At 69.8% G+C, this 13,129-nt stretch carries 10 protein-coding genes; 7 read left to right on the top strand and 3 right to left on the bottom strand.

Translation table 11 applies throughout. The features are described 5' to 3' along the window. Positions 1–96: 96 nt before the first annotated feature. Positions 97–867, bottom strand: a complete 771-nt coding sequence (locus tag ACLF3G_RS24255) for a UTRA domain-containing protein (protein ID WP_430671973.1) — start codon at positions 865–867, stop codon at positions 97–99. Next, on the bottom strand, positions 864–2,222 hold the full coding sequence (locus ACLF3G_RS24250) for a formimidoylglutamate deiminase (RefSeq protein ID WP_430671972.1): 1,359 nt from the start codon (positions 2,220–2,222) through the stop codon (positions 864–866). Before ACLF3G_RS24250 ends, ACLF3G_RS24255 begins: the two co-directional genes overlap by 4 nt. 86 nt (positions 2,223–2,308) lie before the next feature. Here ACLF3G_RS24250 and hutI point away from each other — a divergent pair, with 86 nt between their 5' ends. The 7 genes from hutI to ACLF3G_RS24215 are packed head-to-tail and all read left to right on the top strand — an operon-like array spanning position 2,309 to position 10,796. Beyond that, positions 2,309–3,517, top strand: a complete 1,209-nt coding sequence (gene hutI, locus ACLF3G_RS24245) for an imidazolonepropionase (protein WP_430671971.1) — start codon at positions 2,309–2,311, stop codon at positions 3,515–3,517. Beyond that, positions 3,514–5,031: a histidine ammonia-lyase gene (gene hutH, locus ACLF3G_RS24240; RefSeq protein WP_430671970.1), complete on the top strand. Its 1,518-nt coding sequence runs from the start codon at positions 3,514–3,516 to the stop codon at positions 5,029–5,031. The genes hutI and hutH overlap by 4 nt, the downstream gene beginning before the upstream one ends. A 5-nt stretch (positions 5,032–5,036) precedes the next feature. Further along, on the top strand, positions 5,037–6,701 hold the full coding sequence (hutU, locus tag ACLF3G_RS24235) for a urocanate hydratase (RefSeq protein ID WP_430672044.1): 1,665 nt from the start codon (positions 5,037–5,039) through the stop codon (positions 6,699–6,701). Between the two features lie 55 nt (positions 6,702–6,756). Then, positions 6,757–7,569 (top strand): phytanoyl-CoA dioxygenase family protein, encoded by an 813-nt coding sequence (locus ACLF3G_RS24230; RefSeq protein ID WP_430671969.1) that lies wholly within the window; start codon positions 6,757–6,759, stop codon positions 7,567–7,569. A gap of 40 nt (positions 7,570–7,609) precedes the next feature. Then, positions 7,610–8,674 (top strand): TRAP transporter substrate-binding protein, encoded by a 1,065-nt coding sequence (locus tag ACLF3G_RS24225; protein WP_430671968.1) that lies wholly within the window; start codon positions 7,610–7,612, stop codon positions 8,672–8,674. Positions 8,675–8,679: 5 nt separating this feature from the next. Then, positions 8,680–9,228, top strand: a complete 549-nt coding sequence (locus ACLF3G_RS24220; RefSeq protein ID WP_430671967.1) for a TRAP transporter small permease subunit — start codon at positions 8,680–8,682, stop codon at positions 9,226–9,228. Next, complete coding sequence (locus ACLF3G_RS24215) at positions 9,225–10,796, top strand: TRAP transporter large permease (protein WP_430671966.1); 1,572 nt, start codon at positions 9,225–9,227, stop codon at positions 10,794–10,796. Before ACLF3G_RS24220 ends, ACLF3G_RS24215 begins: the two co-directional genes overlap by 4 nt. Positions 10,797–11,194: 398 nt before the next feature. On the opposite strand, the gene ACLF3G_RS24210 is transcribed toward ACLF3G_RS24215, so the two are convergent. Next, positions 11,195–13,012, bottom strand: coding sequence for an ABC transporter ATP-binding protein/permease (locus ACLF3G_RS24210; RefSeq protein ID WP_430671965.1), 1,818 nt, complete (start codon positions 13,010–13,012; stop codon positions 11,195–11,197). Positions 13,013–13,129 lie beyond the last annotated feature (117 nt).

Raw genomic sequence — 13,129 nt, 5'->3', positions numbered from 1 at the left:
CGTTCGCCCCAGATGCCGCTGCTGCATGCCGCGTTGCCCTGTCCTGCCACGATGATGCTGGGCCATGCCCGGTGGAGGGGCAAGCGGGCGCAGGCGTCACCCCCGCTGCTGCGCCCGTGCCCGTGGGCCAGGCAGGCCGCCCTGGTCCGCGGTGAACCGGCCGATGAGGCGATGGCGGCCACCCGGGTGCCAGAGGCGCGCGAAGGTGACCGGCACCTCCCCATTCCAGGTCCGGCGCTCCACCACCAGCGCCGGCTCGCCCGCCTCCATGCCCAGCCAGCGGGCGATGCGGGGCGGGGTGCGCGTGGCGAGGATCGCGTGCTCGGCCTCGGTCCAGGCGATGTGGTCCAGCAGCCAGCGGCCGGGCGGGGTGGCGGCGAAGCGCTCGGCTGCGGCGGCGGGCGCGGCGGCCAGGTGGATGCGCCGTTCCTCCAGCTGCACGGGCGCGCCATCGGCCAGGTGGCGGGTGGTCAGCGCGAGCAGCGGCGCACCTTCCTGGACGGTCAGCGCGGCGGCGTCGGCCACGGTTGCGGGGCGGGTCGCGCGGTAGAGGATGTCATGCGCATGGGTGCCGCCGGCGGCTGCGATCTCGGCGCCGATGTCCCAGATCTCGAACACCGCCCGGCCGCGCGCCTCGGGGCTGGCGATGGTGCCGGCGCGGCGGTTGCGGCGCACCAGCCCTTCCGAGGCGAGCTGCGCGATGGCGCGATGCACCGTCATCCGCGACGCGCCGAACAGCGCCATCAGCTCGGCCTCGGGCGGAATGCGCCCGCCGGGCGGGATGCGGCCGGAAAGGATGGCCTGGGCCACGGCGCGGCGGATCTGCCCGTGCATCGGCCCCTGGCCGTCCAGGGTGAAGTCGCTCATGCCGCCAGGATGCGGGCAAGGGCAGCGGCCACGCGCGCCTCGGCGGCGGCACGAAGCGGGTGGCGCCCCGCCTCCACCACGCGCCGACCGCGCACCAGCACGTCGCGGATCGGCGATGTTCGGCTGGCGAAGACCAGCGCGTCCAGCCACCGGTCGCCATCCCGCGCCGCGAGCGCCGGGTGCGCGGGGTCCAGCAGCAGCAGGTCGGCCCAGGCGCCCGGGGTGATCCCGGCCGGGCCGGCGGCCAGGGCCTGCGTGCCGCCCGCCAGCGCAGCCTGCCACAGCGTGCCGGCCGTGGAGGCGCCGCGCGGGGCCAGGGCGTTGCGGGTGCGGTGCGCCAGGCGCTGCGCGTATTCCATGGTGCGGAGCTCATCGGCCGCGCCGATCAGGATGTTGCTGTCGGTGCCGATCCCGAAGCGGCCGGCGGCGTCGCGATAGGGCAGGGCGGCGAAGATGCCGTCGCCGAGATTGCTCTCCGTCACGGGGCACAGGCCCACCACCGCGCCGGCCCGTGCCAACGCGGCCAGTTCCTGCGGTGTGCCGTGGGTGGAATGGATAAGGCACCAGCGCGCGTCGAGGCCCACGGAATTGAGCAGGGCCGCGATGGGCGGCTGGCCCAGGATGGCGCGGCAGGCCTCCACCTCCTTCACCTGTTCCGCCGCATGGATGTGCAGCGGCTCCCCGGCGCGGAGCATGGCGGTGATGTCGTGGATCTCCTCGAAGGTGGCGGCGCGCAGGGAATGGGGCGCGGCGCCGAATGTCGCGCCTTCCAGGCCCGCGATCGCGCGGCGGCTGCCCTCCAGCAGGCGGGCGAAGCCGTCGCGGTCGTTCAGGAAGCGGCGCTGGCCGGGCAGGGGCGGCGCGCCGCCGGCCTCCCCATGCGCGTAGAAGCAGGGCAGCAGGGTGAGCTGGATGCCGGTGGCCTGCGCCGCGGCGGCGATCCGCTCCGCCATCTCGGCCGGGTTGGCGTAGGGGCGGCCCTCGGGATCGTGGTGCAGGTAGTGGAATTCGCCGACGCGGGTGAAGCCGCCCTCCAGCATTTCGGCATAGGCGAGGGTGGCGATGGCCTCCACGTCGTCAGGCGTGAGATGGGCGAGGAAGCGGTACATCACCTCGCGCCAGGTCCAGAAGCTGTCCTCGGCCGGCCCGGCCTGTTCCGCCAGGCCCGCCATGCCGCGCTGGAACGCGTGGGAATGCAGGTTGGGCAGGCCGGGAATGGCGATCGCGTCGTGGCGCTCGCCGCCCTCGCTTTCCGGCCTGACACCGGCGATGCGGCCGGCATCGTCCAGCGTGACCAGCACATCCCGCCGCCAGCCTTCGGGCAGCAGGGCGTGGGCGAAAAGCAGCTTGCGCATCGGTCCGCTCCGAAGCAGATTATGTATATACATTAACGCCGAGGCCAGAGCATAAACGCTGGCACGATCACCGCAAGGACACGCGCATGGCGGGCCTCCCGGCCGATCTGCTGTTCGAGGGCGCAAGGCTGGCCACCATGGCCGGGCCGGGGCTCGGCGTGGTCGAGGATGGGGTGCTGGCGGTGCGCGACGGGCGCATCGTCTATGCCGGGACGCGGGACACCGCGCCCGCCTTCGAGGCAGCGCATCGCGTGCCCTGTGACGGTCTTTGGATCACGCCCGGCCTGGTGGATTGCCACACGCATCTGGTCTTCGCGGGCGACCGGTCGGAGGAATTCGCGCGGCGCCTGGCCGGCGAAAGCTACGCCGAGATCGCCCGCGGCGGCGGCGGCATCGCCTCCACCGTGCGCGCCACCCGCGCGGCGGATGAGGCGACGCTGCTGGCGCTGGGCCTGAAGCGGCTGGATGCGCTGCTGGCCGAGGGTGTCACCACCATCGAGGTCAAGTCCGGCTACGGGCTGGACGAGGAGACCGAGCGCCGGCAGTTGCGCGTGGCGCGCGCGCTGGGCGCACATCGCGCCGTGGCGGTGCGCACCACCTATCTGGGCGCGCATGCCGTGCCACCGGGCGGCGACCGTGCGGCGTATCTCGACCTGGTCTGCGATCGCATGATCCCGGCGCTGGCCGCAGAGGGCCTGGCGGATGCGGTGGATGTGTTCCAGGAGGGCATCGCATTCTCCGCCCAGGAGTGCACGCGCGTCTTCTCCGCCGCCCGCGCCGCGGGCCTGCCGGTGAAATCCCATGCCGAGCAGCTCAGCGACAGCGGCGGCGCCGCGCTGGCCGCGCGCTTCGGTGCGCTCTCGGCGGATCACCTCGAATACTGCTCGGCCGAAGGGGCTGCGGCCATGGCGCAGGCGGGCACCGTCGCGGTGCTGCTGCCCGGCGCCTTCCTGATGCTGAACGAGGCACGGAAGCCGCCCATCGCCAGCTTCCGAGCAGCGGGCGTGAGGCTTGCGGTGGCGACGGATCTCAATCCCGGCTCCTCGCCCATCGCCTCGCTGCGCGTCTCTGCCACGCTGGCCTGCGTGTTGTTCGGCATGACGGTGGAGGAGGCCTGGCGCGGCATGACCATCAATGCGGCCCATGCGCTGGGTTTGCAGGATAGGGTCGGCAGCCTGGAGCCGGGCAAGCGCGCCGACCTCGCCATCTGGTCGGTGGATCACCTGGCGCAGGTGGTGGCGCAGATCGGGCCTTCGCCGTTGCAGGCGCGCTGTCACGGGGGGGTGCTGGCATGACGCTGGTTGCGGGCGCGGTGACGCTGGCCCAGTGGCGGGCGGTGCTGGATGGGGCGACGACGCCGCTGGATGCGGGCGCGCGGCCCGCGGTGGACCGCGCCGCCGCTGCGGTGGCGCGCGTGATCACGGCGGGCGAGACCGCCTATGGCGTCAATACGGGCTTCGGCAAGCTGGCGTCCGTGCGGATCGGCAATGCAGACCTCGCGTCGTTGCAGCGCAACCTGATCCTGTCGCATGCCTGTGGCGTGGGTGTGCCGCTGCCGGCGCCGGTGGTGCGGCTGGTCATGGCGATGAAGGCGGCGTCGCTCGCCCGCGGTGCCTCCGGCGTGCGGTGGAAGGTGGTGCAACTGATCGAGGCGATGCGGGCGCGCGACGTGCTGCCGCTGATCCCGGCCAAGGGATCGGTCGGCGCCTCGGGCGACCTGGCGCCGCTCGCGCACATGACGGCGGCGATGCTGGGGGAGGGCGCGGTGCTGCCGAATGTCCCGGCCGCGCGCGCCCTGGCGCGGGCCGGGCTGGAGCCCATCGCCCTCGGCCCGAAGGAGGGGCTGGCGCTGATCAACGGCACACAGGTCTCGACGGCGCTCGCCCTGGCCGGGCTGTTCGCGGCGCAACGCGTGTTGCAGGCCGCGCTGGTGTCGGGCGCGCTGACGGTGGATGCGCTGCGCGGCTCCGACACGCCCTTCGATGCGCGCATCCACGCGCTGCGCGGCCATCCGGGGCAGCGCGACGTGGCCGCGGCGCTGCGTGGCCTGCTGGCGGGCAGTGCGATCCGCGAAAGCCATCGCCAGGGCGATGACCGCGTGCAGGACCCGTATTCGCTGCGCTGCCAGCCGCAGGTGATCGGCGCGGGGTTGGAGGTGCTGCGCTTCGCCGCCCGTACGCTGGCGACCGAGGCCAATGCCGTCACCGACAATCCGCTGGTGATGGAGGATGGGTCCATCCTGTCGGGCGGGAATTTCCATGCGGAGCCGGTGGCCTTCGCCGCTGACCAGATCGCGCTGGTCCTCGCCGAGATCGGTAATCTGGCGGAACGCCGCATCGCGCTGCTGGTGGACCCGGTGATGTCCGGGCTGCCGGCCTTCCTGGCGCGCGACGCGGGGCTGAATTCCGGGTTGATGATCGCGCAGGTGACGGCTGCCGCGTTGGCATCCGAGAACAAGCAGCGCGCGGCGCCGGCCTCCGTGGACAGCATCCCGACCTCGGCGAACCAGGAGGATCATGTCTCGATGGCGACGCACGCCGCGTATCGCCTGCTGGAGATGGCGGAGAACGCCGCCACGATCATCGGCATCGAGGCCATGGCGGCGGCGGAGGCGCTGGAACATCGCCGCCCGCTGACTTCCTCCGCGCCGCTGGAGGCTGCGCACGCCGCCATCCGCCGGTGCATCCCACCGCTGCTGGCCGACCGCTTCCTGGCGCCCGACATCGCCGCCGCCACCGCGCTGGTGCGCGAAGGCACGCTGGCCGCCGCCGCCGCCCACCCCCTGCCCGAGCTGGACACTGACGCATGAGTCGCATGGCCAACAGCCGCATCGTTACCGCCCCGCACGGCCCGGAGCTGACCTGCAAGAGCTGGGCGGCCGAGGCAGCCATGCGGATGCTGATGAACAACCTGGACCCGGAGGTCGCCGAGCGGCCGCAGGAGCTGGTGGTCTATGGCGGCATCGGCCGCGCGGCGCGCGACTGGGACAGCTTCGACCGCATCGTCGGCAGCCTGAAGGGGCTGGAGCCGGACGAGACGCTGCTGGTGCAGTCGGGCAAGCCGGTCGGCGTGTTCCGCACGACGGAGGACGGGCCGCGCGTGTTGATCGCGAATTCGAACCTGGTGCCGCATTGGGCGACCTGGGAAAAATTCCACGAGCTCGATCGCCTGGGGTTGATGATGTACGGCCAGATGACGGCCGGTTCGTGGATCTACATCGGCAGCCAGGGAATCGTGCAGGGCACCTACGAGACCTTCGCCGAGGTCGGCCGCCAGCATTACGGCGGCACGCTGGCCGGGCGCTGGGTGCTGACGGGTGGGTTGGGCGGCATGGGCGGTGCGCAGCCGCTGGCGGCGACCATGGCGGGCGCCTCCATGCTGGCGGTTGAATGCCAGCCCTCCCGCATCGAGATGCGGCTGCGCACCCGCTACCTCGACACCCAGGCAGCCACGCTGGATGAGGCGCTGGCGATGATCGAGGCCGCGCGCACCGCGGGCCGTGCAACCTCCGTCGGCCTGCTGGGCAATGCCGCGGAGGTGTTCCCCGAGATCCTGCGCCGCGGCATCCGCCCCGACGTCGTCACCGACCAGACCAGCGCGCATGACCCGCTGAACGGCTACCTGCCGGCCGGCTGGACACTGGCCGAATGGGAGGAACGGCGCGAGCGTGACCCCGATGGCGTGGTGCAGGCGGCCAAGCGCTCCATGGCCGCGCATGTGGAGGCGATGCTGGGCTTCCATCGCCTGGGCATCCCCACGCTCGACTATGGTAACAACATCCGGCAGATGGCGCAGGAGGCGGGCGTCACGGATGCCTTCGACTTCCCGGGCTTCGTGCCCGCCTATATCCGCCCGCTGTTCTGCCGCGGCATCGGCCCATTCCGGTGGGCGGCTTTGTCCGGCGACCCGCAGGATATCGTGCGCACCGATGCGAAGGTGCGGGAACTGATGCCGGACGACGCCAATCTGCATCGCTGGCTGGACATGGCGGCCCAGCGCATCGCTTTCCAGGGCCTGCCTGCGCGGATCTGCTGGGTGGGGCTGGGGGACCGGCATCGCCTGGGCCTGGCTTTCAACGAGATGGTGGCGAAGGGCGAGCTCAAGGCGCCCATCGTCATCGGGCGCGACCATCTGGACAGCGGCTCCGTCGCATCGCCCAACCGGGAGACCGAGGCGATGCGCGATGGCTCCGATGCCGTGTCGGACTGGCCGCTGCTGAATGCGCTGCTGAACACCGCCTCCGGCGCCTCCTGGGTCTCGCTGCATCATGGCGGCGGCGTGGGGATGGGCTTCTCGCAGCATGCGGGCATGGTGATCGTGGCCGATGGCACGGAGGCGGCGGCGAAGCGCCTGGCCCGCGTGCTGTGGAACGACCCCGGCACGGGCGTCATGCGTCATGCCGATGCTGGCTATGAATTGGCCATCGAGCACGCCCGCCGCACAGGATTGAAGCTGCCCGCGCTTGGGATCGGGATGTGAGCCGCGCAGCCCGCTTTACAGCGCGCGGGCGCATCCACAGCATGAACCGGCAGGAATGGGACTGACCCGAATGGACCAGGCGACCGCACCGGACCCCGAGGCCCAGGCCTTCGCAGAGGATGGCGCCATTCTGCTGCGCGGCGCCTTCGCCGGATGGGTCGAGCCGCTTCGCGCCGGTATCGAGATGCTGATGGCAGCCCCCGGCCCGTATGAGCGCAGCTACACGCCGAAGGATGGCAGCGCGCGCTTCTTCCAGGACCTGTGCAACTGGCAGCGCATCCCGGAATTTCGCGCCTTCGTCGAGCAGGGGCCGGGAGCCGCCCTCGCACGGCGCCTGACGGGCAGCATCGGCGTGCGCTTCTTCCACGACCATGTCCTGGTGAAGGAACCGGGCACCAGCCTGGTCACGCCCTGGCACCAGGATTCGCCGTATTACTGCGTGGAGGCGGAGCAATGCGTCAGCTTCTGGATCCCACTCGACCCCGTCTCCCGCGACGTCACGCTGGAATGCGTGGCGGGCAGCCATCTCTGGACCAAGGCCCTGAAGCCCAAACGCTTCGACGGCACCGACCTGTACGAGGGCGATGACCGCGAGGAGATGCCCGACATCAACGCGGAGCGTGACCGGCACCGCATCCTGGGCTGGGAGATGCAGCCGGGGGATGCGGTGGCGTTCCACTACCGCACCATGCACGGCGCGCCGGCCAACACCTCCCCGCAGCGGCGGCGGCGCGTGTTCTCCGCGCGCTGGGTCGGCGACGACGCGGTGTTCCGTGATCGCGGCGGCCGCGGCTCCCCGCCGCTGCGTCACCTGACGCTGGCCGATGGCGCGCCGCTCGACGGCGACGAGTTTCCCCGGTTCACCTGAGACCAAGACACGAGAGGCAGAGACGACAATGCAGAGACGCATGATGCTCGGTTCGGCTGCGGCCGCGACCCTCGCGACTCCGGCGCTGAGCCAGGGCCGCATCGAGTGGCGCATGGTCACCATCTGGCCGCGCAACCTGCCCGGCCCGGGCGTGGCGGCGCAGCGCTGCGCCGACCGCATCGGGCAGATGTCGGGCGGCCGGCTGACGGTGCGCCTGTTCGCTGCCGGCGAGGTGGTGCCGCCGGCCGGCGCCTTCGACGCGGTGGCGGCGGGCACGGCCGATCTGTACCATGGCGTGCCGTCCTTCTGGATTTCCAAATCCCCCGGCATCGGCTTCTTCGGCAGCTTCCCCTTCGGCCTTACGGCCTATGAGCGCCAGGGCTGGATGCTGCATGGCGGCGGCCAGGCCATGTATGACGAGATGTATGCCCGCTTCGGCGTGAAGGGCTTCATCGTCGGCGACAGCGGCCCGCAATGGATGGGCTTCTTCAAGCGCGAGATGAACAGCCTCGAGGATTTCCGCGGCCTGCGCTACCGCACCGCGGGCCTGGGCGGGGAGATGTTCCGCCGCGCCGGCGCCTCCGTCGTCTCGCTGCCGGCTGGGCAGATCTTCGCCGCGCTGCAATCCGGCACGATCGACGCGGCGGAGTTCGTCGGTCCCTTTTCGGACCTGCCGCTCGGCCTACACCAGGTGGCCAAGAACTACTATTTCCCGGGCGTGCAGGAGCCTTCCTCGGCCGAGGAAATCGGCATCAACATGGGCAAGTGGAACGCCCTGCCGGATGACCTCAAGGCCATCGTGCGCTTCTGCGCCCTGTCGCTGCACGAGGAGACCACCACCGAGTACGACGTGCGCCACCCGATCGCGCTGAACGAGCTGGTGACGCGCCACGGCGTGGTGGTGCGGGAGGTGCCGCGCGACATGCTGGTCGCCTTCGGCAATATCGCGGGCGAACTGCTGGCCGAGTTGCGCGCCCACCAGGACCCGCTGGTGAAGCGCATCGCCGACAGCTACGCGGAATTCCGCAACCGCAGCGCCGCCTACATGCTGCAATCCTACGCGGGCAACTTCAATTCGCGCGCTCTGCCGATCCGCTGGGGCTGACACGCTTGCGCCTCCTGCTCCGCGTCGCCGATGCGCATGACGCCGTGACCAGTCGCCTGGCGCAGGGCGTCAAGTGGCTGGCGCTGGCCGTGGTGCTGGTGCAGTTCATCGTCGTGGTGCTGCGCTACGCCTACGGCTCCTCCTTCGTCTGGATGCAGGAGAGCGTCATCTACGTCCACGCCACTCTGTTCATGCTGGCCATCGGCTATACCTGGCTGGTGGACCAGCATGTGCGCGTCGACGTGTTCTACGCGGGCTGGACGGTGCGGCGGCAGGCGGCGGTGGATTTGGCCTGCGTGGTCCTGGCCGCATTGCCCTTCTGCGCGCTGGTGATCTGGGCTTCCTATGACTACGCGCTGCGGTCCTGGATGCAGGATGAGGGACCGATGGCCCTGGGCGGCGTGCCCTTCGTGCCGGCGCTGAAATCGCTCATCCCCGTCATGGGCGTGCTGCTGGGGTTGCAGGCCATCTCGGTCGCCATCCGCTGCGTCGCCGTGCTGACCGGCGATGCACCCACGCATTTCCCGCACCGCCAGCGGCAAGGTGACGCATGAGCACCGCCGCCATCGGGCAGGTCCTGGACCTGCTCATGTTCGCCTCGCTGTGCGCGCTCATCCTCACCGGGATTCCGGTGGTGTTCCTGCTGGTGGGCTGCGCCATCGTCTTCGGCACGCTCGGCATCCTGTTCGGCGTGTTCGATACCTTCCTGCTCGGTGCGCTGGCGCAGCGCATCTTCGGCACGATGACGGGCGAGACGCTGGTCGCCATTCCGCTTTTCGTCTTCATGGGCATCATGCTCGAACGCTCCCGCATCGCGGAGGAACTGCTGGAGGCGATGGGGCGGCTTTTCGGCACGGTGCGCGGGGGGCTTGCGATCAGCGTCTCCGTCGTCGGTGCGCTGCTCGCGGCCTCGACCGGCATCGTGGGGGCGACCGTCGTCACCATGGGGCTGATCGCGTTGCCGGCGATGCTGCGGCGGGGATATGACAAGCGCTTCGCCTGCGGCACGGTCTGCGCTGCCGGCACGCTCGGTCAGATCATCCCGCCCTCCACTGTCATGGTCATCCTGGGCGAGGTGATTTCCGCCGCCTATCAGCAGGCGCAGCTCGCGCAGGGCATGTTTTCCGTGCAGACCGTCTCGGTCGGGCAGCTCTTCGCGGGATCCATGGTGCCTGGCCTGATGCTGGTGGGGCTCTATATCCTGTACCAGTTCGTCCTGTGCCTGCTGCGGCCCGAGATGGGTCCGGCCATGCCGCCCGAGGAAGCCGAGGGCATCACCACCGCGCAGATCCTGCGCGCGCTGCTGCCGCCCATCATCCTCGTGATCGCGGTGCTGGGGTCCATCCTGGCCGGCGTCGCCACGCCGACCGAGGCGGCGGCGGTCGGGGCCATCGGCGCGACGCTGCTGGCGGGGCTGCGCCAGGAGGGCGGTCGCCGCTGGCCGATCTGGTTGGCGGGCCTTTCGGCCGTGGCGCTGGTCGCGCTGGGCCTGATGTTCGACATGCGCCTCGGCCGGCAGGCGCCGCCGCTGGCCGACCGCATCGCCATCGGCGTCGCCGGGTTGCTGGTGGTGGTGCTGGCGGCGGGGGTCGCGCTGGCCCTGTGGCGCACCTTCCGCGGCGGCGTGCTGGGCCAGGTCTCGCACAGCACCATGACGATCACGGCGATGATCTTCGCCACCCTGATCGGCGCAACGCTGTTCTCGCTGGTGTTCCGCGGGCTCGGCGGCGACGAGACGGTGAAGGAACTGCTCGCTCTGATCCCCGGCGGGCCGACGGGCGCGCTGGTCGCCGTGATGATGCTGATTTTCCTGATGGGCTTCTTCCTCGACTTCGTGGAGATCACCATCATCGTCGTGCCCATCGTTGGGCCGGTGCTGCTGGCCATGGGGATCGACCCCATTTGGCTGGCCGTGCTGATCGCGCTGAACCTGCAGACCTCCTTCCTCACGCCGCCCTTCGGCTTCTCCCTGTTCTATCTTGGCGGGGTGGTGCCGCGCGGGGTCGGCACCGCCGACATCTATCGCGGCGTGGTTCCCTATGTGTGCCTGCAATTGCTGGCGATTGGCCTGGTGATGGCCTTTCGGGCGCTGGCGACCTGGCTGCCCGCGCTGCTGTTCTGATCAGGTCCGGGAGGAGCGGGCGACGCCGGGTGCAACGTCAGACCCCCGCCATTCGAGCCTCGGCGGGGACATTGTGGAAGAAGCAGTCTGGGCAGTTTCCGGTTCTCCGCGGGTGCAGCGCCTTGGGAGGGCGGCTGATCCCGTGGCTCTGCATGGTCTGCTGCCGGTTCCACGGGTTCGGAGGTGCGCCTGAACCGGTGAAGCTTGGGCATCACCTGGTCATTGCCGGGCAAGGCATGCCGCGGGCTTCTGTCGGTCTTCCGCATCCAGCGCCGCAGAACGCTCTTCGCGATATCGAGGTCGCGCCGGCGGCGACGCACGTCGTTCAGTGAGGCGCCCTGACGCACCGCAAGCGCCACCTCGCTGCGAGTCCGATGTTCACAACACCGTTCCAAGGATCAACGTCCGTATCCTTTTCCAAGGCGATCAATGACGCTGAGAGGTCTGGAGCGAGGCAGATTAGCCGCTTGGCTGCGCGCATGTAGCTCATGCAGAACGACCTCGCCACCGGACGCACGCTGCAGGGTCAGCTGCCGCCTGAAAAGCTCCCGTGATCCTGGATGCTGCCCGATGAGCACGATGCTGGACTGGGTAAGACCTTCGGCAATCAAGCGCAGCATGAGATCGGCCGAGGACGGGTCGAGCGTATCCGTCGCATTTCCCAGCACGATCCAGCGCGGACGCAGAAGAAGGATCCGCGCGAAAGACAAGCGCTGAACCTCCGCCGGGCTGAGGATATGCGTCCAGTCGGCCACTTCGTCCAACCGTGGCGCAAGCGATGCGAGGCCGACGCCGGACAGGGTGGCTCTTAGCGTCGCATCGTCGTGACAATCTGCCGCCTGCGGAAAGGCAAGCGCCTGGCGCAGGGATCCTTGCGGCAGGAAAGGCCATGGACCGACTGCGATCATGTCACTGTCGACGGGCAGCTCGACTTGGCCGCGCCCCCAGGGCCAGATGCCAGCCAGGACCCGGAACAGCGCGGTCGTCGCCTCGGGGTCGCCATCAACCAGCACGCGCTCGCCCGGCCCAATCGTCAGCGAGAGATCGGACAACATCGCAGTCCCGTCGGCGGCGGCGACCCACAGTTCCCGCACGCTGATCGGCGATGCCGGTGCGCGGTTCAGCTGAATTGCAGTCTCCCCCGTGCGTGCAGCGTCCGCGGTGGCGGTGCGGACCGCCTCGTCAAGTAACAGGACGCGTTCCACCGAAGCCCGCCAGCCAGCGATCGCTGCCAGATTGTCGACAGGCCAGGACAAGGCTGCCGTGACCTGCTGGAACGCCTGCCCCGACTGCACGAGGCGACCAAGCGAAAGCGTGCCCTCAAGGAACCGTGGCACGCCGACAAGAACGGGAAGCACGCTGGCGAGGGCGACATAGCCCGATGAGAAGGCCATCAGCCGGGCCAGACCCACGGACTGCTCGCGCCAGGATCGTGCCATGGTCTCGAAGACGCCCCTCAGCCGCGTGCGTTCCTGAGGTTCACCGCGCGCGACAGCGATAGGCTCTCCACGCTCATGGGATCGCACAAGGCTGAAGCGGAATTCGGCCTCCCGTGTCTGCCGTGTATCGGTTGCGCGCACGAGCGGGCGGCCCAGCAGGTAGGCGACAACCGCGCCGGCACCGGCATAGCCGAACGCCAGGACGACGAGGTGGCCGGGCACGTCCATACCTGCAATACGGACCCACCCTGAGAGGGACCAAAGGATGCCGATGAAGGTCACCAGCAGAAGCACGCAGTAGAACAAGGTGCTGACAAGATCGACTGCCGCCTCGGTCGCGATCCGGATATCCTCGGCAATGCGCCCGTCCGGATTGGCGTGGTCGCCTGGGATACGGTCGGCCTGATAGTGCCGCGCATCCTTCATCCAGTCTCCGATGACCCGCGCCGTTAGCCAGCGCCGCCAGTCAAACTGTAGCCACCGGCGAACCGCCAGATGCGCCGTGTTGGTCGCCATCGTGCCCAGCAGAATGAGGACGAAAATTCCGATTTGGCTGGTGGCGCGGGATGTCGAGCGTCGTTCCAACGCATCGAATAGGTCGGCCGTCCAAATGTTCAGCCTGATCACCAATGCAACTTGGGCGACCACGAGGAGTGCGAGCATCAAGCCCAGCAAGCGCGGCCGCCAGCGCTGCCGCTCTGTCCAATAGGGCCCCGCAAGCCTGACGAAGTCGCGGAAGAACCGCCTCGTCCGACTGAATTCGACGGTGCGGTTCATGGCTCCCTGCACCCATTCTCATTTCCGCCCAGGCTGGACCAAGACGACGTGAAACGGAAGCGGCGCTGTAGACGACCGTGCCGACAATCCTTCCAGCTCCAACGTCAAGGCCATGAC

This window comes from Falsiroseomonas sp. HC035 (genome assembly GCF_050563525.1).
Lineage (GTDB): Bacteria > Pseudomonadota > Alphaproteobacteria > Acetobacterales > Acetobacteraceae > Falsiroseomonas.
Note: the sequence above shows the minus strand (reverse complement) of the source record. Positions and strands in the feature narration are given on the sequence as shown.